Origin of the sequence: Bradyrhizobium sp. C-145 (assembly GCF_023375135.1) — a bacterium.
GTDB classification, from domain to species: Bacteria; Pseudomonadota; Alphaproteobacteria; order Rhizobiales; family Xanthobacteraceae; genus Bradyrhizobium; species Bradyrhizobium zhanjiangense.
Genome location: NZ_CP088150.1, coordinates 7806530 through 7825858 on the forward strand (window position 1 = coordinate 7806530; position 19329 = coordinate 7825858).

19 protein-coding genes and 2 pseudogenes are annotated in these 19329 nt (G+C 60.4%); 9 read left to right on the plus strand and 12 right to left on the minus strand.

The features are described 5' to 3' along the window. Positions 1–57: 57 nt before the first annotated feature. Positions 58–645 carry an N-acetyltransferase gene (locus LRP30_RS36680; RefSeq protein WP_128937586.1) on the minus strand — a complete coding sequence of 196 codons (588 nt, stop codon included), beginning with the start codon at positions 643–645 and terminating at the stop codon, positions 58–60. Positions 646–973: 328 nt separating this feature from the next. Here LRP30_RS36680 and LRP30_RS36685 point away from each other — a divergent pair, with 328 nt between their 5' ends. Beyond that, on the plus strand, positions 974–1849 hold the full coding sequence (locus LRP30_RS36685; protein WP_249757956.1) for a site-specific integrase: 876 nt from the start codon (positions 974–976) through the stop codon (positions 1847–1849). Positions 1850–1859: 10 nt separating this feature from the next. After that, positions 1860–3059 (plus strand): IS91 family transposase, encoded by a 1200-nt coding sequence (locus LRP30_RS36690; RefSeq protein ID WP_249757957.1) that lies wholly within the window; start codon positions 1860–1862, stop codon positions 3057–3059. Positions 3060–3431: 372 nt separating this feature from the next. Here the strand turns inward: LRP30_RS36690 and LRP30_RS36695 are convergent, their stop codons facing one another. Continuing rightward, complete coding sequence (locus LRP30_RS36695) at positions 3432–3665, minus strand: GYD domain-containing protein (protein WP_249757958.1); 234 nt, start codon at positions 3663–3665, stop codon at positions 3432–3434. A gap of 989 nt (positions 3666–4654) precedes the next feature. Next, positions 4655–5026: an isoprenylcysteine carboxylmethyltransferase family protein gene (locus tag LRP30_RS36700; protein ID WP_249757959.1), complete on the minus strand. Its 372-nt coding sequence runs from the start codon at positions 5024–5026 to the stop codon at positions 4655–4657. On the opposite strand from LRP30_RS36700, the gene LRP30_RS36705 reads away from it, so the two are divergent. Continuing rightward, positions 5025–5345 carry a hypothetical protein gene (locus tag LRP30_RS36705; protein ID WP_249757960.1) on the plus strand — a complete coding sequence of 107 codons (321 nt, stop codon included), beginning with the start codon at positions 5025–5027 and terminating at the stop codon, positions 5343–5345. The genes LRP30_RS36700 and LRP30_RS36705 overlap by 2 nt on opposite strands. 19 nt (positions 5346–5364) lie before the next feature. Here LRP30_RS36705 and LRP30_RS36710 read toward each other — a convergent pair whose 3' ends face one another. Together LRP30_RS36710 and LRP30_RS36715 are read right to left on the minus strand one after the other, a co-directional pair. After that, positions 5365–5760 carry an MAPEG family protein gene (locus LRP30_RS36710; RefSeq protein WP_249757961.1) on the minus strand — a complete coding sequence of 132 codons (396 nt, stop codon included), beginning with the start codon at positions 5758–5760 and terminating at the stop codon, positions 5365–5367. A gap of 91 nt (positions 5761–5851) precedes the next feature. Then, positions 5852–6346 carry a GNAT family N-acetyltransferase gene (locus tag LRP30_RS36715; protein ID WP_249757962.1) on the minus strand — a complete coding sequence of 165 codons (495 nt, stop codon included), beginning with the start codon at positions 6344–6346 and terminating at the stop codon, positions 5852–5854. Positions 6347–6539: 193 nt separating this feature from the next. Between LRP30_RS36715 and LRP30_RS36720 the strand changes: the two genes are divergently transcribed. Together LRP30_RS36720 and LRP30_RS36725 are read left to right on the plus strand one after the other, a co-directional pair. Continuing rightward, positions 6540–7415, plus strand: a complete 876-nt coding sequence (locus LRP30_RS36720) for a site-specific integrase (RefSeq protein WP_249757956.1) — start codon at positions 6540–6542, stop codon at positions 7413–7415. 10 nt (positions 7416–7425) lie between these two features. Then, entirely contained in the window at positions 7426–8625 is a 1200-nt protein-coding gene (locus LRP30_RS36725; protein ID WP_249757957.1) for an IS91 family transposase, read from the plus strand. A gap of 604 nt (positions 8626–9229) precedes the next feature. Here LRP30_RS36725 and LRP30_RS36730 read toward each other — a convergent pair. Beyond that, a complete protein-coding gene (locus LRP30_RS36730; protein ID WP_128936281.1) occupies positions 9230–9808 on the minus strand; it encodes a hypothetical protein in 579 nt (192 codons plus the stop codon). 375 nt (positions 9809–10183) lie between these two features. Further along, a complete protein-coding gene (locus LRP30_RS36735; protein ID WP_128937587.1) occupies positions 10184–11755 on the minus strand; it encodes a winged helix-turn-helix domain-containing protein in 1572 nt (523 codons plus the stop codon). 159 nt (positions 11756–11914) lie between these two features. Here LRP30_RS36735 and LRP30_RS36740 point away from each other — a divergent pair, with 159 nt between their 5' ends. Together LRP30_RS36740 and LRP30_RS36745 are read left to right on the plus strand one after the other, a co-directional pair. Beyond that, a complete protein-coding gene (locus LRP30_RS36740) occupies positions 11915–12160 on the plus strand; it encodes a DUF1127 domain-containing protein (RefSeq protein ID WP_249757963.1) in 246 nt (81 codons plus the stop codon). Between the two features lie 25 nt (positions 12161–12185). After that, positions 12186–13277, plus strand: a complete 1092-nt coding sequence (locus LRP30_RS36745) for an IS110 family transposase (RefSeq protein ID WP_249761914.1) — start codon at positions 12186–12188, stop codon at positions 13275–13277. Between the two features lie 947 nt (positions 13278–14224). Here the strand turns inward: LRP30_RS36745 and LRP30_RS36750 are convergent. The 4 genes and pseudogenes from LRP30_RS36750 to LRP30_RS36770 all read right to left on the minus strand — a co-directional run. Continuing rightward, positions 14225–15520: pseudogene (locus LRP30_RS36750) on the minus strand (ATP-binding protein); the annotation flags it as partial. Between the two features lie 36 nt (positions 15521–15556). After that, positions 15557–15841: pseudogene (locus LRP30_RS36755) on the minus strand (GAF domain-containing protein); the annotation flags it as partial. Positions 15842–16848: 1007 nt separating this feature from the next. After that, positions 16849–17325 (minus strand): DUF3833 family protein, encoded by a 477-nt coding sequence (locus tag LRP30_RS36765; RefSeq protein WP_249757964.1) that lies wholly within the window; start codon positions 17323–17325, stop codon positions 16849–16851. A 135-nt stretch (positions 17326–17460) separates the two neighbouring features. Next, positions 17461–17640, minus strand: coding sequence for a hypothetical protein (locus LRP30_RS36770; protein WP_249757965.1), 180 nt, complete (start codon positions 17638–17640; stop codon positions 17461–17463). Here LRP30_RS36770 and LRP30_RS36775 point away from each other — a divergent pair. Together LRP30_RS36775 and LRP30_RS36780 are read left to right on the plus strand one after the other, a co-directional pair. Further along, positions 17639–17860: a hypothetical protein gene (locus tag LRP30_RS36775; protein WP_249757966.1), complete on the plus strand. Its 222-nt coding sequence runs from the start codon at positions 17639–17641 to the stop codon at positions 17858–17860. The two genes, LRP30_RS36770 and LRP30_RS36775, sit on opposite strands and share 2 nt — an antisense overlap. 12 nt (positions 17861–17872) lie before the next feature. Further along, positions 17873–18295, plus strand: a complete 423-nt coding sequence (locus LRP30_RS36780) for a hypothetical protein (protein WP_249757967.1) — start codon at positions 17873–17875, stop codon at positions 18293–18295. A 141-nt stretch (positions 18296–18436) separates the two neighbouring features. On the opposite strand, the gene LRP30_RS36785 is transcribed toward LRP30_RS36780, so the two are convergent. Then, positions 18437–19306: an MFS transporter gene (locus LRP30_RS36785; protein ID WP_346016188.1), complete on the minus strand. Its 870-nt coding sequence runs from the start codon at positions 19304–19306 to the stop codon at positions 18437–18439. Between the last annotated feature and the right edge of the window lie 23 nt (positions 19307–19329).

The window sequence follows — 19329 nt, forward strand, 5'->3', positions numbered from 1 at the left end:
GCGAAGGCTATGCCGATATATACCTCCTGTTGGAAGGAGAACCGGCCGCCATTCCGCTCAAGAAACCGTCCGCAACATTGGCGTCATCGTCGGCGAAGATCCGTGTTGTATCTCACCGATGATCCTGAAGCCGTGGCGCTCATAAAGGGAAATGTTTCGCGGATTCGAACTTTCAAGGTAGGCGGCGATGCCCTCCTCGTCACATCGTCGAAGAGCGTGTTTCATCAGCAATGTGCCGAGGCCTTGGCCGATCCAGTTCGGATCGACGGCAATGAGGGGCAGATACCAATGTGGCTCGTGGGGATGATGTTCGGCCATTCCCTGAAGCAGGTGTGGAATATCGTCGGCGATCTCCGGACGAAGAGACTGCGCCATGATTGCGCCCATGGCCGCTTCATCAGGCTCGACGCCGGGCGGCAGCCACAGGGCGGCCGCGCGAGCCCCTTCCGTGATGTAAGCCGTGCCATGCTCGAATGCCCGTCCGCCAAATGCGTTAACGAACTCAGGCATAATCCTGAGATATTCGGATGAGTCGGACCAAACCCAACGGGCCATTGGATCGGCTGCAAAGCCGAGCACAATGGTGCTGATCGTGCTTGCCTGAATGTTCGCGCCCGCAGATTTGACTTCCGACGCAGCTGTCATCATGCCGTCTCCCAGTCGATGGCGTCGGCCAAATTTATCAGATGCCTGTTTCCAAACAGAGCAGAACGGCTGTACCAACGAGCCTTCGCGGCTGCGACCCAATGTCCATTCCGGGTCATGAGCGTTGTTTTGAAGGTCGGCTTGTTATTTCCGGTCTGCCGTCAACTTCAGACATGTCCCTGCGCTGGCCGACGTTATGTGCCAGAGGACTAAACCGCTCGCGCGGTAGGACCCCGGGGCTGGCGACACAGCCAAGACGATAGCGCGACGGGGCGTCCTGTCTTGAGATGAGGGGTTCGCAACCTTCATCCAAGACAGGAGCATCCCCATGACCGACGAGGCAATGAGCCCGTTGCGCCGGCGCATGATCGAGGACATGACGATCCGCAAGCTCGCGCCGAAGACCCAACATGACTACGTGCAAAGAATCAAGAACTTCGCCGCGTTTCTCGGGCGCTCGCCGGATACGGCGACCTTCGAGGACGTGCGCCGCTATCAGCTACATCTGACGGCAAGCGGCGTTGGCGTGCCGACCATCAACCAGACCGTCTCGACGCTGCGGTTCTTCTTTCGGGTCACGCTCAAGCGCCACGAGATCGTCGAACACACCCATGTCATTCACGAGCCGCGCAAGCTGCCGGTGGTGCTCAGCGTCGAGGAAGTGGCGCGGCTGCTCGATGCCGCGCCGGGGCTGAAGTACAAGGCGGCCTTGAGCGTGGCCTACGGCGCTGGCCTGCGCGCCACTGAAGTGGTCTCGCTCAAGGTCTCCGATATCGACAGCAAGCGCATGATCATCCGCGTCGAGCAGGGCAAGGGCGGCAAGGACCGTCACGTCATGCTATCGCCGAGCCTGCTGGACCTGCTGCGGGCCTGGTGGAAGGCGGCGCGTCCGCAGGGTTGGCTGTTCCCGGGACGCGATCCGGCGCAGCCGATGACCACGCGCCAGCTCAATCGCGCCTGTCACGCCGCTGCGCAAATGGCGGAGATCAACAAGCGCGTCTCGCTGCACACCTTGCGGCACAGCTTCGCTACCCACCTCCTGGAGCAGAACATCGATGTCCGCGTGATCCAGGTGCTGCTCGGTCATGCCAAGCTCGACACCACGGCGCTGTATACCCGCGTCGCGACCAAGACGATCAGCGAGGTCATGAGCCCGCTGGAGCACATCGCGCTCAAACTCAAGGAGATCCGGCCGCCCGGCTGACGCCAAAGCGGTGTCGCGCCCGGCTTTGGAGGTTGCGGATATCTTCCGCGACCATGGCCCGGCATGGCGCAAGGCCCATGCCGGCCATGTCAGCCTCCACCAGCTCAAGGTGATGTCGGCGATCGAGCGCTGCCGCACGGCAGCCCTCGGCGGCCATGTCGCGCGCTGTGAGGACTGCGCCTATACGACCATCGCCTACAACTCCTGCCGCAACCGGCACTGCCCGAAGTGCCAGGGCGCCGCCGCGAAGGAATGGCTTGCCGACCGCGCGGCCGAGCTGCTGCCGGTGCCGTACTATCATGTGGTGTTCACGCTGCCGGCGGCCATCGCCGACATCGCTTACCAGAACAAGACCGTCCTCTACGACCTCTTGTTCAAGGTCTCGGCCGAGACCATGCTGACGATCGCCGCCGATCCGAAGCATTTGGGGGCCAGGATCGGCATTACCTCCGTGCTGCACACCTGGGGCTCGGCGCTCACCCATCACCCGCATGTGCACATGATCGTGCCGGGCGGCGGCATCTCGCTGGACAATAAGCGCTGGATATCGTGCCGGCCGGGCTTCTTGCTGCCGGTGCGCGTACTCTCCCGCCTGTTCCGGCGCGTGTTCCTGGAGAAGCTCGTCGCTGCCCACCAAGCCGGCCGCCTCAGCTTCTTCGGCGATTACGCCCACCTCGCCGAGGCGCAATCCTTCGCAGCTTACCTCACCCCGCTGCGCAAGGCCGAGTGGGTCGTCTACGCCAAGCGGCCGTTCGGCGGTCCCGAGGCAGTGCTGGCCTATCTGTCGCGCTACACCCACCGTGTTGCCATCGCCAACAGCCGCCTGATTGCCTGCGACCAGCGTGGCGTCACCTTCAAGTGGAAGGACTATCGCATCGAGGGCCGTGATCGCTACAAGCAGATGACGCTCGGGACCTTCGAGTTCATCCGCCGCTTCCTCATCCACGTGCTGCCACGCGGCTTCCACCGCATCCGCCACTACGGCCTGTTCGCCAAAGGCGCTTGCGCCGATAACATCGCCCGCGCCCGTGAGCTGCTCGCCGTTGCAAAACCTCAAGATGAGCCCACCGCTGCCGCCATCGATCCCAGCAAGCCGAGCTGTCCGTGCTGCGGCGGTCGCATGATCGTCATCGAGGTCTTCGCGCGCGGTGCAACGTCACGGTACCAGCCAACAGGTCCTCAGAGCGTCATCAGGATCGACACCTCATGACCGCGTCAAAGTCCTACAAATCTGCTCGTTACACGCGCCGGCTCTCGACCGGCCACGGCAGAGTGCACTCAGATGTAAAGCTGTCGTCTAAAATCGCCCGACAATTTGCTGCGTTCGACGCAATCTGTCGCTCTTCCATCAGCCGCGGCATCGTCAGCCAGCTTGCTGCGTCGGCTCGATCCCAATCGCACGCTCCGCCCGCGGCGCTCAAATCCCCATAGCGCACGCCGCACCACCAACGTATCCCCTCCCGCGGTTTCCTCCCTTGGAGGCTTTCGGACGCCGACCCTCGGAGCCCGCGGCACCGTCAATCATTGGGCCGGCATCCGAAACCCTTCACAACAACTGACCTTCGTTTTGATTTGCGTTAGCTTACGCAAGTCCCGCGATGATCTTGTCAACGTCCGCTTCCGCGAACACCTTGACCGAAGTCGTTCGTACGTTCCCGATGGCGGCCAGCGACAAGAGAAACTTGGCCATGGCCTCATCGTCGGTGGCCTCGGCGTGGATGATGAGGTCATATGTTCCCATGGCGAGATAGCCGGCCTTGATGTCAACGCCAAACTTTTTGCCCAACTCCCTGGCGGCCGCTCGACGCTGCGGCATGTCCTAGATGGTCCGAACACCTTGCTCGGTGAAATTGCAGAGAAGCATGTACGTGGACATGGCGATTCTCCTTTGACAAAGAAGCAATGGACTTAACGGGTCCACGTCGTGGATTATGCCACACTGCCTGCCCCCGCCCAACCACCAAGATCCCCTCAGGGCGGCTCGAAGCGGCTAGGGTCATTCTCGACCGAATTGGGCTATCCGCGTGGCGTCCGGTTTAGCGCCGTTAGCAGCCAAAGTGCGGACTACCCTCAACTTCGGAAATATTCAGGCGTCGCGCAAACCGTCGTTAAGGGTCGATTCCGTTGAAAAAGTCCCATGTGACGCGCACGCCTATTTTCTAAGGTGCTACCGGTGCGGTCGACGCCGTTAGACACCGGGGACCACGTCAATCTACACTGGATCGCTCTGCGGTCTTCCTAGCTTTGCCGTGAAGGCTTTTCTTTCGGAGGTCGCCCTGAGCTGATTTCAGCAAGATTTTTGCGCTGGTACTATTTTCGACTTTTTCAGCAGTATCGGCCACTTCCGGACTCCGGACTCATTAGACTGTCGAACGCGGCTGCCAAACCGGTATGGGCAGGATCGTCACCCGATGATCTCGTCGGCGCGGGCCGACACCATTGGTGATATTTCAAGCCCGGGCACTTTCGCGGTCTTGAGGTTATGACAAACTCGAATTTGACCGATCTGATCGTCGGCAGGTCTGCCGGGCTTCGACGAGCAGTTCGATTACCCGGGCTCGAACGGACCCGGCTCGAAGAAGCCCTCGATCGATTCGACCTTTACGTAGTTCTCGGCGATGCTTTCGGGTGTTAGATGTGGATCGTAGAAGCCAGGTCCCATGGATTACTCTTGCGGCCAGTAGCAGGGCAACGCCCCGATAGCAGGTACAACGATCCACGCGGTCTCATTCTTCATGGGACCAGAATTTACGAGAGGCTGGACCCGTTTGGCGAGGAGCATCTTTCCCGAGTGAGGTTTGGCTCTCACCAAATGCTCGGGACGAGCCGCCATCGGACCCGCGCGGCGTAGTCCGAATAGCCCGCAAGCTCTACGTGAAGAATTCGATCCTCGGTGATGGTGCCATGGAGCAGAAACGGCTGGCTGAAGATCACAACGAGCGCGGCCGCGAGCCACGATTCGAGTGCGGGTCCGCTTGCCGCTATAATCAGTATCCCGGCGGTGTATCCAGGATGGCGAACGAAGGCGTAAGGCCCCGTGGTAACGACGTACTGGCCGCGGTCGGACTGGATGCGAATGACCGAGGAGAAGAACCGGTTCACGTGCATCGCCCATAGTGCCAGGGCGTAACCGGACCCGACCGTGAACAGACAAATGCCTTGCAGCCAGCCGGGCATGGAAACGCCCACGGTCGAGCCCGGCAACGATCCAATGCATAAACAGAACCAGCGAGAAGACTTTCAGCGCGAGTGGCGGCTTCATGCCGCCCGGCCGCATACGTTCGCGCAAGAGGTCTGGATCGAGCATCGCGAACGAAACGATCATGACGACGGCAAAGATTGCGAGATACGCCCAAAAGCCCGGGATGGCGACCGTGCCAGCTGCGACGAACAATGCGGCGGCCGCGGCGACCACGAACAAGCCTGCGTTGAGGTAAGCCGAGGCTGGCATCCGCTGCTAACCATTTCAGAGGAAGCGAAGAGGTGCCACACATGAGCCTAGATCGTGCGGTCCGTCACTTCAGGAATAGCCCGGCAACAATCATCAGGATGCCGGTCGTCGGGATGTTCCACACGAGCGAACGAGCTAACGGCAGGTCCGCCATATACAGGATTGCGTAGAGGATGCGACCCCAAAAGTAGAAGTGGGCTCCCCAGACGGTCAGCCAGCTGTGGGTGTTTGTCACGGTGACGGCAAGAATTGCAGCGGAGAAGAATGGAAAGATCTCAAGATGGTTTCGAAGTGCTCGTTCAGCCCTTCCGGCAATGCCGGTGAGCGGCGCAACGCTGTGTTCCCTTGAGCTGGCAGTCCACCAATAGCCTCGTTGCCAGCTCTGCAGGTGCGACACGATAATGATGTGCACGATGCCGAGGACTACGCTTGCGGCGAGCAGGACGAGTTCGATGGTCATACAGGACAGTATACCCGCAGCCGCGTGGATGTCTGTTGTGGGTCATGAGCGCAGTTTGGAAGGTCGGCCGGTTGCTTCTGGTCTACCTCGATCAGCCGACAACTGAGGACGCCGCCCGAACTTCGCATTCTCGCAGGTCTCTAACGAGTTTTGGAAGCAATCTTCCGGCTATCGAGCCAGACGGCACGAAACCGCAGTCTTCTGCACCCATCCGTCTATAGAAGGGCGGGGCCTGCGGGTCGCCCTCGATCATAAGCTTGTCTGCGCCCATAGCTGCTGCCCGACCGCAGGCCCAAACAAATAGAGCCCTGCCTACACCACCTCTCAGCACGGTAGGCTCAACGAAGAGCTTGAGCAAGTCGGCTTCCTTTCCAACCACCTTGACCTGCGCGACGCCAACGATTCTCCCGTGCTCTTCCGCAACAACGATCGAGGTTGACTGCAATTCAAGCGGATCAAACGAGAGTTCACGACGGCACGCCTCCATGAAGTCGTTATCGTAACCCCATACTGCTTTCGACCGAAAACATAACGCTGAGAGCGCGGGCAGCTCTTCTACCGCGGGAGTTCGCATGAGGTACGGCATGATAGTGCCTTATTGGCTACGTTTGGCTGAAGCATAGCACTTTGGGTGCCCGAAGTCTGCTTCGCGACAAAGGACTAAACCGCTCGCGCGGTAGGACCCCGGGGCTGGCGACACAGCCAAGACGATAGCGCGACGGGGCGTCCTGTCTTGAGATGAGGGGTTCGCAACCTTCATCCAAGACAGGAGCATCCCCATGACCGACGAGGCAATGAGCCCGTTGCGCCGGCGCATGATCGAGGACATGACGATCCGCAAGCTCGCGCCGAAGACCCAACATGACTACGTGCAAAGAATCAAGAACTTCGCCGCGTTTCTCGGGCGCTCGCCGGATACGGCGACCTTCGAGGACGTGCGCCGCTATCAGCTACATCTGACGGCAAGCGGCGTTGGCGTGCCGACCATCAACCAGACCGTCTCGACGCTGCGGTTCTTCTTTCGGGTCACGCTCAAGCGCCACGAGATCGTCGAACACACCCATGTCATTCACGAGCCGCGCAAGCTGCCGGTGGTGCTCAGCGTCGAGGAAGTGGCGCGGCTGCTCGATGCCGCGCCGGGGCTGAAGTACAAGGCGGCCTTGAGCGTGGCCTACGGCGCTGGCCTGCGCGCCACTGAAGTGGTCTCGCTCAAGGTCTCCGATATCGACAGCAAGCGCATGATCATCCGCGTCGAGCAGGGCAAGGGCGGCAAGGACCGTCACGTCATGCTATCGCCGAGCCTGCTGGACCTGCTGCGGGCCTGGTGGAAGGCGGCGCGTCCGCAGGGTTGGCTGTTCCCGGGACGCGATCCGGCGCAGCCGATGACCACGCGCCAGCTCAATCGCGCCTGTCACGCCGCTGCGCAAATGGCGGAGATCAACAAGCGCGTCTCGCTGCACACCTTGCGGCACAGCTTCGCTACCCACCTCCTGGAGCAGAACATCGATGTCCGCGTGATCCAGGTGCTGCTCGGTCATGCCAAGCTCGACACCACGGCGCTGTATACCCGCGTCGCGACCAAGACGATCAGCGAGGTCATGAGCCCGCTGGAGCACATCGCGCTCAAACTCAAGGAGATCCGGCCGCCCGGCTGACGCCAAAGCGGTGTCGCGCCCGGCTTTGGAGGTTGCGGATATCTTCCGCGACCATGGCCCGGCATGGCGCAAGGCCCATGCCGGCCATGTCAGCCTCCACCAGCTCAAGGTGATGTCGGCGATCGAGCGCTGCCGCACGGCAGCCCTCGGCGGCCATGTCGCGCGCTGTGAGGACTGCGCCTATACGACCATCGCCTACAACTCCTGCCGCAACCGGCACTGCCCGAAGTGCCAGGGCGCCGCCGCGAAGGAATGGCTTGCCGACCGCGCGGCCGAGCTGCTGCCGGTGCCGTACTATCATGTGGTGTTCACGCTGCCGGCGGCCATCGCCGACATCGCTTACCAGAACAAGACCGTCCTCTACGACCTCTTGTTCAAGGTCTCGGCCGAGACCATGCTGACGATCGCCGCCGATCCGAAGCATTTGGGGGCCAGGATCGGCATTACCTCCGTGCTGCACACCTGGGGCTCGGCGCTCACCCATCACCCGCATGTGCACATGATCGTGCCGGGCGGCGGCATCTCGCTGGACAATAAGCGCTGGATATCGTGCCGGCCGGGCTTCTTGCTGCCGGTGCGCGTACTCTCCCGCCTGTTCCGGCGCGTGTTCCTGGAGAAGCTCGTCGCTGCCCACCAAGCCGGCCGCCTCAGCTTCTTCGGCGATTACGCCCACCTCGCCGAGGCGCAATCCTTCGCAGCTTACCTCACCCCGCTGCGCAAGGCCGAGTGGGTCGTCTACGCCAAGCGGCCGTTCGGCGGTCCCGAGGCAGTGCTGGCCTATCTGTCGCGCTACACCCACCGTGTTGCCATCGCCAACAGCCGCCTGATTGCCTGCGACCAGCGTGGCGTCACCTTCAAGTGGAAGGACTATCGCATCGAGGGCCGTGATCGCTACAAGCAGATGACGCTCGGGACCTTCGAGTTCATCCGCCGCTTCCTCATCCACGTGCTGCCACGCGGCTTCCACCGCATCCGCCACTACGGCCTGTTCGCCAAAGGCGCTTGCGCCGATAACATCGCCCGCGCCCGTGAGCTGCTCGCCGTTGCAAAACCTCAAGATGAGCCCACCGCTGCCGCCATCGATCCCAGCAAGCCGAGCTGTCCGTGCTGCGGCGGTCGCATGATCGTCATCGAGGTCTTCGCGCGCGGTGCAACGTCACGGTACCAGCCAACAGGTCCTCAGAGCGTCATCAGGATCGACACCTCATGACCGCGTCAAAGTCCTACAAATCTGCTCGTTACACGCGCCGGCTCTCGACCGGCCACGGCAGAGTGCACTCAGATGTAAAGCTGTCGTCTAAAATCGCCCGACAATTTGCTGCGTTCGACGCAATCTGTCGCTCTTCCATCAGCCGCGGCATCGTCAGCCAGCTTGCTGCGTCGGCTCGATCCCAATCGCACGCTCCGCCCGCGGCGCTCAAATCCCCATAGCGCACGCCGCACCACCAACGTATCCCCTCCCGCGGTTTCCTCCCTTGGAGGCTTTCGGACGCCGACCCTCGGAGCCCGCGGCACCGTCAATCATTGGGCCGGCATCCGAAACCCTTCACACAATGCGAAGAACTCGGGGTGAGCAACTCTAGTCCGCCATGCCCCAATGAGCGGACCTCCGTCAGACGAGGCGTTACTTCGCTGATGGGCCAGCAGCGACGTTACCGGAGCGGCAGCGTTCGGCGCAAGCGGACGTTCATCGCCCGACGTGCACAAATTCGCAGCCCAAAGGAAGCCGTGAACGACGAACAGAGGTCACCCCGTCGGGCGACCTTTTCGTAGCAGCGAATAGCCGATCAACAGTCCCTCTAAAACTGCTCCTCTTATGCGAGCAGAAGATCTCCGAAATGAGCTTCGAACACGTGCAACGCGCCATGCAAGCTGCGGGATTCGTTGCCTGGCGTTTCGGCGAGTCCAGTCTCAAAGTTTTGTATTGCCGCAGTAGCCAGCAACAGCTCCTCGGACTGAGAAAGAGTCGAGTGGAGATATTCACTTTCGCCCGGCGTAGTTTCAATCTTGCCGAGAATGCCGATGGTGGCGAACCCCTCATAGAGAAGTGCTTCAGGGTCGTTGGCGAACAGCGCAGGTTCTGACTGCGTTAGCGCGTACATGCCCTCCAGCAGCTTGGCATCCGCATCGAAGGTCTGCTGTGGGGTTGCAGTGCCATCCCTCAAATGCTGATAGACGAGATCGTGTGCATAAAAGAGCTGATCGAGATCGTCCTTTGGAGGATGAGCCAGATAGTCGGCTGTTCCGAACTCAGGAGTTCTCCCACCTTCTTCGCCAGCAGAATAGTTTGGGCCACCATAGTTTCCGTAACTCGGAACAGGAATGCCATGCTGTGTGGAAGGCAGGACCGAGCTCGGGTCAAAGCGTATCGTTACGTCCCAATTGATGTACATCGATACCTCCCTTTTGTGGGCCACTTTGCCCCGCCGATCTAGCCTGACCGCATGTCGAAAACATGGAGCGGCCGCCGCTGCCTGCTCGATCGCGTCAATTCCAGCCTCGCGCAGGGTATAACGAGGTGCCGATCAGCAACGCGGTACCCAAGAGCTGCGGACAAAAATACCAGCTGGTTAGCCGGGAGGCTGTAGCCGCTCGAACAGCCGCTGGGTGTCAACACAACAGGTGCGGTCGGCGACCATGCGGCCCAAGTCCGCTCTTCCCCTGACACCGGACCCGGGAAGCTTTTCGTTCTTCTTCGCGTGTGGCCACGAGCCGACATGTCGAGTGCTACTTGACAAATCGCGCTGCCGCGCGCGACGGAGCGCGTCTCACTCTGGCAGGCCGGCGTCACGGAGAGCTCTAGCGAAGATCGCGAAGTCCTCCGTCCGGCGAAATGGTGCCAAATCTCTTAGATTGGAGGCGTGCAAATCGGGATTGAATTCGAGCGCGCGTAACATGGCTCTTTGCGCTTGCTCAAGCCGTCCGGCGAGCGCATTGCTGGCTGCGGAAATGCAGATTGACAGCAGAAAACTCGGATTGTCGCGCATTGCCTTTTCGGCGGATGACAACGCAAGATCGTAGCGGCTCGCCAGAAAATGAGCATATGCCATGGCTCCGTGCGTGGTGTAGTACATGGACGGATCGCGCGGGCTTAGGCGCATGGCATGCGCAGAGTGCTCAAGTGCGAGGTCCGGCTCGCCTCTCCAAACTCTCAACCAGGCACTGAGCATCCAAGCTCTGGCTAAGTTTGGATTGACGGCCAGTGCCCGATCCATGAAAGCCGCAGCGTCATCGAACTCATGGGCTACAAAGGCGAGAGCGTATCCACCCATACATAGCGCGAATGGATCATCTGCCCCCAGATCCACTGCCTTCCGGCCCAGCCGTGTGGCTTCCGCACTTTCCTGCACTTGATCGTTCATGCAACCAAGCGCTTTGCGTCGAACATAGCACCAAGCGGCCATGCCATAGGCACAGGCCAGACGAGTGTCCAGCTCGATCGCCTTGTAAAAGAGCTGGAGCGCCTCGTTGTTCGCGTCCTCGGACCAACGAGCTTTCGCCAGCCCCCGCAGGTAATAGTCGTACGCATCCAAATCTTCGGTTGGTTTGCGCCTAGCCCGCTTGATCTCCTCATGCTGCAGCTTCGGGGCGATTGCTCCCACGACGCTGGAAGTCACATGGTCCTGTAGATCGAACATATCCTCGATCGGCCCCTCAAAGCGGTCCGCCCAGAGATGTGCTCCAGTTTCGGTATCGATAAGCTGACCCGCGATACGAACGCGGTTTCCGGCTTTGCGCACGCTACCTTCGAGTACGTAGCGCACTCCAAGCTCGTGGCCGACCTGCTTCACGTCCACGGTCCGGCCTTTGTACGTGAAGCTGGAATTGCGTGCGATCACAAACAGCCAACGAAAGAGAGAGAGGGCCATCGTGATATCCTCGACGACGCCATCTGCGAAATACTCCTGCTCCGGATCGGAGCTCAGGTTCGCGAACGGAAGTACCGCAATCGAGGGTTTATCCGGCAGTGTGAGGACGGATGTCGGCGGCGCCACCGACTTGTCGGCCACTGCCGCGCCTCCGGGCACTTGCACTTCCCGCACTGGCCCGACGAAGCGGAAACCCCTTCGTGGCAGTGTCTTGATGAGGCGCTGTTCCTCGCCGGTGTCGCCAATCGCGCTCCGGGCGACATTCAGGCGGGTCGTCAATGCTGCATCCGACACGCTGCGCCCATTCCAAATGGCGTTGATGAGGTCGTCTTTGCCGACGACGCGATCGCGGTTGCGGATCAAGTAGTTCAGCAGATCAAATACCTGTGGCGCCACGGAGACGACATCCGCGCCGCGATATAGCTCGCGACGCTCCGGGTCTAATGCGTAGTCCTCAAACAGATAGCGCAACGAAATCCCTTGCATGAGGAGCCCCCGATCACCGGCTAGCGCTTTGGCCCCGCTAGAAAATGCAAGAATAAGCTGCCGATGAGGAAAATGTAAGCTGCCGGTCAAGCGCGCCCACCGATCTCCTGGCACCCTAGAGAGCATTCCGAGGGAGACACCGCAATGAGCACGACCTACAGCACAACGTGGCTGGAACGGACATCCGCATCGACACGGTACGCGTCTGGCCTCATCTGGAAATACTGGGATGCCTTTCAAGAGCGGCGCGAACGGCAGAAATTGCGCGCGGCGTTGTGCGACCTAAGTGACAGGGAACTGATGGATATCGGCACTTCCCGCGGTGAGATCGACTACGTTGCCTCGAATCGAGGCATCGACCCGCGAGGTATCCGGAGTGGGATTCGCTAATCTGGCGCCGACAGGGCGGCCAGAACTGGAGGCGACCAGAGGCACCAATCCGAGCGGAGCCCGACTCAACGCAGCGATCGCCGTGATCGGCATCGATATCGGCAAGAACTCGTTCCATGTCGTAGGGCAGGATCACCGTGGTGCGATCGTGCTGCGGCAGAAATGGTCGCGTGGCCAGGTCGAGGCGCGACTTGCCAATCTGCCGCCGTGCTTGATCGGTATGGAAGCCTGCGTCGGCGCCCATCATCTCAGCTGCAAGCTCCAAATGCTTGGCCACGACGCCCGCCTGATGCCGGCGAAATACGTGCGCCCGTATTCGAAGGGACAGAAGAATGACTTCCGAGATGCGGAGGCCATCGCCGAGGCGGTCCAACGCCCGACCATGAAGTTCGTCGCGACCAAGACCGCCGATCAGCTCGATCTTCAGGCACTGCACCGCGTCCGCGATCGATTGGTCGGTCAGCGTACCGGCGCCATCAATCAGATCCGTGCGTTCCTGCTGGAGCGGGGCATCGCCGTGCGGCAAGGCCTGCATTCCCTGCGGTTCGAGTTGCCGGGTATCTTGGCAACTCGCACTGATGTGCTCTCGCCTCGCATGTTGCGCATCATCGAGGCTCTGGCGGACGATTGGCGCCGGCTGGATGAGCGTATCGAGGGTCTCTCGAACGAGATCGAAACACTCGCCCGTCAAGATCAGGCCTGCCAGCGACTGATGACGGTGCCTGGCATTGGCCCGATCATCTCGAGCGCGATGGTGGCCGCGATCGGCACTGGAGACGTGTTCTCGAAAGGCCGCGACTTCGGTGCCTGGCTTGGACTGGTGCCGAAACAGATATCGACCGGCGACCGCACGATCCTCGGCAGTATATCACGGCACGGCAATCGCTACCTGCGCGCGCTGTTCGTGCAAGCCGCGTGGGTTGTGCTGGTCAAGGTCAAGTGCTGGGAGCGCTATGGCCTCGACTCCTGGATCAAAGCCGCCAAAAAGCGATTACACCACAACGTGCTGGCGATTGCGCTCGCCAACAAGCTCGCCCGGATCGCCTGGGCGGTCCTCAACAAGGGACGCGCCTTCGAATGCGTCACGACGGAGGAGACGGCGTCCCGACCGGCCTGATCCTCGCGCCGTGCGCGGGGCCGCCAAGGCGCAGCCTGGCGGCAGCAGAACATGACGTCAGGACAACACGACGGCCGGCCTTGACGGCCCCGCGCACGGCGCGTCTGCGCGCGCAGGTGAGGAGCGATCGATGACGTAACAACACCCTTAGGCCCCGATCACAACCGCAGGGCAATCACGATGACGGCGGAAATAAGGTATGAAATCGCGAGCAGCGTCCAACCGGGCCTTGTGCTCTCGCGAACCACGCGCGCGACGAGCATCTTCATGCCCGTCAACATTCGTCCTCGGGAAGCTGGTGCAGGTAGGCTATCCCGAAGCTGGCGAGTTCTTCGGCATCGCTCTCTCGCTCTTCCCGTCATAGCGCTCAAGCAGGCAACGGCGGCTGTCCTGAACGTCGACGTCAGGGTGCGCCGCCCGGTATACGGTCCAGGCCGTCTCTGCCGCCGTTCTCACCGTGACTTCGTCGACCATCCTCCCGCTCCAAGCGATCGCACCCAGTCGCTGCCAACTCAACGCGATGGCGAGAGTTTCCGGTGTTTCCCGAAGCTTCGATACCTTTGGCGGAGAAGCGCTCGGTAGGTCTATCAGGTTGCTTTCGCCCGCGCGCGCTCGCGAGCGGCTCGGCGGCGTTGGGCTCGACCAAGCCGTGCTGAGTCCTGAAGGCGAGCCGCATCAAGAGGCTGGATCGTCCTGATGTCACGCGCCGAAGGCGCACGAACTGCGATCTGAAGTACAAAGGCCTGCGCTGGCGAACCGGGGCGTGCCTCCAATTGCTGACTCGCGTTGCCCCCCGCTTTGCCAATGAGTAAGCCGACCGGATATTCATGTCCCGGATAGAACCGCGACTGCACGGCTTAGTTGGGCGTCGCCCGCCCCCTGTGGAGGCTCCGCTTGTGCTGGTCTACCCCTACCGCGCAGCCTGACGCCAGCGCGGGGCGGCCGATCTAGGTAGGGACATCCGCCGTCGCGTAGAACGGGCTCTCGTTTTCGCGATCCGTATCCGCCTTCTCGGACCGCCGGCATTGGCCAGCGTATTCAGTGGAACTGGTCTCCTCTCGCTCTAGAGGCAGGCTGAATTGAAAAACGGCACCCCGAGTTTCATTGGCGCCCGCCCATATGCGTCCCCCGTGCGCTTCCACGATTGAACGGCAAATTGATAATCCCATGCCCAGGCCACTGGGCTTGGTCGTGTAGAATGGATCGAAGACGTGCTCAAGGCTCGCCGGATCCAGTCCCGGCCCCGAATCTCGCAAGCTGACGAGCACGCCATTCAGGGCATCTCTGTCGGTGCTGATCAGCAACTCACGCGGCTCCTCGCGGACGGCGCTCATCGCTTCGACGGCGTTGATGATCAAGTTGAGGACCACTTGTTGCAGTTGGACCCGATCTACTCGAATGAGCGGCAAGCCCTCCGCGAGGTGCGTCCGCACCGAGACGCCGTTCTTCACCACTTCGCCATGGGTCAGAGCTATGACCTCAAGCACTGCCGCGTTGATCTCCATTTCCTCTCGCCGCGGAGGTGCCTTCTTGATAAGCCCTTGGATCCGACCGATGATCTCGCCGGCTCGCAGGCTATCAGTTATTATCCAACCAAGCGTCTGGCGAATCCGATTCAGTTCTGGCGGTTGAGCATCAAGCCAGTTCAACCCAGCCTCTGCGTTGGCGACAACCGCCCCGATCGGCTGCTTCATTTCGTGTGAAATCGAAGCCGTCAGTTGGCCCATTGTCGTGACGCGATTGACGTGCGCGAGCTCCATCAGCGCTTCGCGGTAGCGCCGCTCGTTTTCGCGGGCTTCCGCTTCCGCCCGCTTGCGCTCGGTCAGATCGAGCACGAACGCGACGCCTTGGTCTCGCTGTTCATCGAACGCCGCCGAGCCGATCAGCACGGGCACGCGGCTGCCGTCCTTGCGAAGGTACTCCTTCTCAAAGGGTTGCACCGCGCCAGTCCTCTTTAATTCTTCCTGGGCGCGTGCGGTGCGATCTCGCCATTCCAGCGGCGTGAGGTCCGTCCAGCGCACACGACCCGAGATAAGATCCTCGCGATCGTATCCCACCAGACGCAGAAACGTATCATTGGCCTCAAGGAGCCGACCATCGAGCTCCCAGATGTAGATTCCGATGATGTTGGCATCGACCAGACGCCGGATCTTCGTCTCACGTTCTTCGAGCTGTCTGTGCTGTGCCGCTAACCTTTGCAAATCAATCTGCACCGCGTCGCGCAACTGATGCAGGAGTCTGAGGTAGGGCTTGCTGTACTCGTTGCTTTTGTTGTCGAGAACGCAAATCGTTCCGAATACCTCGCCATCGGGCCAACTGATCGGTACCCCAAGGTAGGAAATCATCCCCAGCTTGATGTCAGGGTTTGATTTCCACGCTTCGTCGCGAAGGGCGTCTGGAACGAGCAGAGGTTGGCACGTCTTCATCACGGTTTCGCAATAAAGCCCCGTGTTAAGGGGTGCGAGTTCATTCGGTTCGTAGGGGTTCCCTTTGGACTCGCTGGATACGAAAACTTTGATGTTGGGCGGCTCTACTCGCATGATCAAAGCAGAAGGAACGTGCATGATCTCGGCAAGCACATCCACGACCTCTTGCCATTTATGGATGATTTCAGAAGGTACTTGGATAGAGTTGTAGAGCAACGGTTGACCTCACCGAGTGGCCCGCCGCGGACAACGCGGCCAGGATAGCCTTTCGCTTGCCATCGGCGCGCCCGGCACCATTTCGGGCAAAAGTCTCGCTCGACATGCCCGCTGGACCTGGAAGCCACTATCGCTATCAGCGCCGAGCCGAAAAGGCGGGCCAAATTGCTGGACTCCGCCGTCAGGCAAGCCACTGAGAAGGACGCTGATCTTCGTCCGGCCCGGCCAAGGCGCGCTGAAAAGCAGCTTATCACAGCCTCGACCAGGATGTCCCGCAGAAAGGGCGGTGCGAGGCTGGGTTGAGCTTGAGGGCTTTGATCCCGAGCAGGTTCCAATGCTCAACGTCGAGACCCGTCTTGAGAAGCTCGGCAGACCGGGACGCCTGTTTATTCCGAGGTCATGACAATGCCGCCGAAGCATAAGTCGCGGAGCGTTGCACATTTACAGCCCGCGCAGCCATTGGAGGTAGTAAGCTGGTCGATCAGAATGACTGAAACATATTTCGCGTTTACTTCGATACGATCAGCGGGGGCGAGAAGTGTTCGAGGTCTATCGCAATGGCAAGCGGGAATTGCCCGTTCTAAGCACAGGAGCTACGACACCCGAAGCTTACTCTGCAAACAACTGGCGCAAGAGCAGAAGCGGAATCCGCAAAATAAGCGACGAAATTAGGCCAAGCGTCCAGAACGGTATTTCGTCCGTAGCCTAGAGGTCACCAACAAGGAATGATTTAGTTTGAGCGCATCGGCCAGCGGAGGTGCTCCACGAGCAATTCTACAGCGTCGCCAGGACTACGCCGTCGTTGCAGCCGTACCCGGCGTTCCATGCCCGGAAACGTCTGCCAGCAGTTGCCGACCCACGCGTTCGCGGTTCGATCTCCCCTGAGTCCTCACCCGCTCTCCCTGTGGCAGTGGCGGACACCAGCGAAGCTAAAGCTTATGGTAAGTAACGTGCGCCGTCGCAAACGGGATGCCAGCACGGCCAGCACGGCCGCGGACTATGCAAGCTCGTTCATCGATTCCATAAAACCAATCGTCGAAATTCAACTTGAACGATTTGCCGTCCCCTTGCGGGGTATCGCGCGTGTATTTCCAATGGAATGCGCAACCGGCTTGCTCCCCAATGGCTTCACCTTCCAGTCGGTTTTCCAAGCCGGTGTACTTGCCTTCCTCACCCTTTCGGAACGTCCAATGCAGAGTATCACTATGACCATCGTCAAATGTGTATGACTCGACGAACAGCACTGTATCCGTGTCCGCATCCAGTTCGCCGTGACCAGCAATGGTTGCGCGCTTTAGTAGTCCGCCAACTAGACTTTCGAGCACTGCCCAACCTTCTAGCCGCCCGACGAAAAAACGTTCTGGAAGAAACAGTGGCGTTGTTCCTCTAAAAGCATCGATCGCCATTGGCAAACCCTTCGAAATGCATCTAGTAAACTAAATCTCCTTTCTCCGGCTGGTTCCTACTTGGCTCTCCGGCACATGCTCCGCTCGGAGCGCTCAACCATCCACAGCCCGCCCTTGCACTTATACGATCGGAATTTAATACCGCTCGGCAGTCGGTTCACTGTTGATGCCGGGTTTATCGCAGGCGTCACCGGCATAGCTTTCTTTGGGCAAGCCCGGCGTTGCGATGACCTCTTCTTGTCTTGAAACTTCGCGACTTCGGGCGGATACTTGGATCAAGTCCTTGGCCATCATCATTCCGAGGAAGACGATCATGGCGATCCAGATCGTGATGGACAGTACCGGCGACAGCCGTCACTTTTTCAATCCAGACGACGCACGAGAGCTCGCGAAGGCGGAGCGGCGGTTCTACGAACTGACCGATGCCGGCTTCGCCGCGGCGGTCCGGACGGGTCTGGGTCAAGTATCGCAAATGCGATCGTTTGACCCGAACGCCGAAGAAACCGTCTTCTTCCCCAGGCTGGTCGGCGGGTGATCGGCCCGCGTCATGTTGGGCTTCAGATCATCTCGCCGAGATGAACGCCGGCGGGCGAGAGCCATTCGGGCTCTCTTCATCAGACACGGCGCCGAGAGAACTCCGGACGGCCGCTCGCTGCAGCTCTTGCGGACGTGGCTATCGCCGGCCCAGCGTGCACAGTTCGCGGGAAAGGGCTATTTCGAGGTCATCGGTGGCGACACTGGCAGGCAATATCGGATCTACGCGGGCGCGTCGACGAACGTCTGCGAGATCGACGAAAAGGGTCGCCCTACGCGCGGCCTGTGTTTCATGCCGCGTGGTAATCTGCCGGTCGGAGATGTTATGCTTTCCCAAAAGATCGCGCTGGAATGCTGCGAGAATCGCGCGCTGGAGGTAGCCAGAAGGTTCGCACCGACCGGTTTCATGTTTCGGCGAAGCCGGCTCCTTGGTTGAGCCGCCACGGTCCTCGCTTGGGCATCGGCGAAAGTTGTGCCGTATCGGAGAATTCAGGGCGTGCCGAATGGATCGGGACACCTGTCCGCAAAGCCCGCATGACGACAGCAACTAAGCTGAAAATTCGAGGCTACGTCGCTGTCAGTGTGGATTTTTTAGACTGCCGTGCCCTTCGAGAGGCCCCGACGTGGTCCCGACGGAGCATGAGATGCATGTTGCAGACGACGTCAGTTGGCTCGAACAGGATCTCGCCCGACCGCCGAACTGGCCGAGGCATGAGACGCAGTTCGAATTCTGCGTTTCGGCGGTGCGTAGACCGACGGCCGCTACCCCCGTTCGCTCGACCGAAGGATCAGCCCCTCCCATTGACGAAGCCAAACCAGGCGAATGGGAGGAGGACGCAGAGCGCCGCCATAGGAAAGAACGCCGCCCGGCATAGGAAGCATGCAGTTCGCCGGACAAGAAGGTTAGTACTGCCGTTAGCAACCCCGAGCCAAACGCATAGAGAGATTGAGCAGTTGCGGCGACGCTTGCTGCGACCAGCGTCCCCATCATTCGCATGCAAGCGAGATGAAGCAGAGCGAACGTTAGTCCGTGCAACGGCTGTATCAGCGAGAGCAGCAACACCGAGGTGGTCACGCCTGCTACGGACCAGCGAACGATTCCGGCCGCAGCTGCCAAGATAGCCGCGCCACGCACGCCAAACCTATCCAGGAGCGCTGGACCGGCCAGCATGAACACCAACACTTCAGCGACCACCGCTTCCGACAACAGGAAGCTAATCGCCGAAGTGCTGATGTCCGCATCGCTCCACCTGATCACTGCAAATGCATCGTGCGCGGCATGACTGCCATAGATCAAAGCCGATGCGACAATCATGATGCGAAACTGCGACACGCTGATCAGGGCTTTCACCTCTGACATGGCGAAGGACGGCGACCTCTGCGATCGGACTTGCCCAGGTAGCAATGCAGTGGCGCCAGCGGCGGCGATCAGGAAGGCAGCGTTCATCCAGATAACCGGGGTGAGATCGG

Coding starts and splice junctions, on each gene's coding strand:
- LRP30_RS36680 (WP_128937586.1), bottom strand. CDS start 645: ATGACAGCTGCGTCGGAAGTCAAATCTGCGGGCGCGAACATTCAGGCA.
- LRP30_RS36685 (WP_249757956.1), top strand. CDS start 974: ATGACCGACGAGGCAATGAGCCCGTTGCGCCGGCGCATGATCGAGGAC.
- LRP30_RS36695 (WP_249757958.1), bottom strand. CDS start 3,665: ATGCCGCAGCGTCGAGCGGCCGCCAGGGAGTTGGGCAAAAAGTTTGGC.
- LRP30_RS36705 (WP_249757960.1), top strand. CDS start 5,025: ATGGAAACGCCCACGGTCGAGCCCGGCAACGATCCAATGCATAAACAG.
- LRP30_RS36700 (WP_249757959.1), bottom strand. CDS start 5,026: ATGCCCGGCTGGCTGCAAGGCATTTGTCTGTTCACGGTCGGGTCCGGT.
- LRP30_RS36710 (WP_249757961.1), bottom strand. CDS start 5,760: ATGACCATCGAACTCGTCCTGCTCGCCGCAAGCGTAGTCCTCGGCATC.
- LRP30_RS36715 (WP_249757962.1), bottom strand. CDS start 6,346: ATGCCGTACCTCATGCGAACTCCCGCGGTAGAAGAGCTGCCCGCGCTC.
- LRP30_RS36720 (WP_249757956.1), top strand. CDS start 6,540: ATGACCGACGAGGCAATGAGCCCGTTGCGCCGGCGCATGATCGAGGAC.
- LRP30_RS36730 (WP_128936281.1), bottom strand. CDS start 9,808: ATGTACATCAATTGGGACGTAACGATACGCTTTGACCCGAGCTCGGTC.
- LRP30_RS36740 (WP_249757963.1), top strand. CDS start 11,915: ATGAGCACGACCTACAGCACAACGTGGCTGGAACGGACATCCGCATCG.
- LRP30_RS36765 (WP_249757964.1), bottom strand. CDS start 17,325: ATGGCGATCGATGCTTTTAGAGGAACAACGCCACTGTTTCTTCCAGAA.
- LRP30_RS36775 (WP_249757966.1), top strand. CDS start 17,639: ATGGCGATCCAGATCGTGATGGACAGTACCGGCGACAGCCGTCACTTT.
- LRP30_RS36770 (WP_249757965.1), bottom strand. CDS start 17,640: ATGATCGTCTTCCTCGGAATGATGATGGCCAAGGACTTGATCCAAGTA.
- LRP30_RS36780 (WP_249757967.1), top strand. CDS start 17,873: ATGTTGGGCTTCAGATCATCTCGCCGAGATGAACGCCGGCGGGCGAGA.
- LRP30_RS36785 (WP_346016188.1), bottom strand. CDS start 19,306: ATGAACGCTGCCTTCCTGATCGCCGCCGCTGGCGCCACTGCATTGCTA.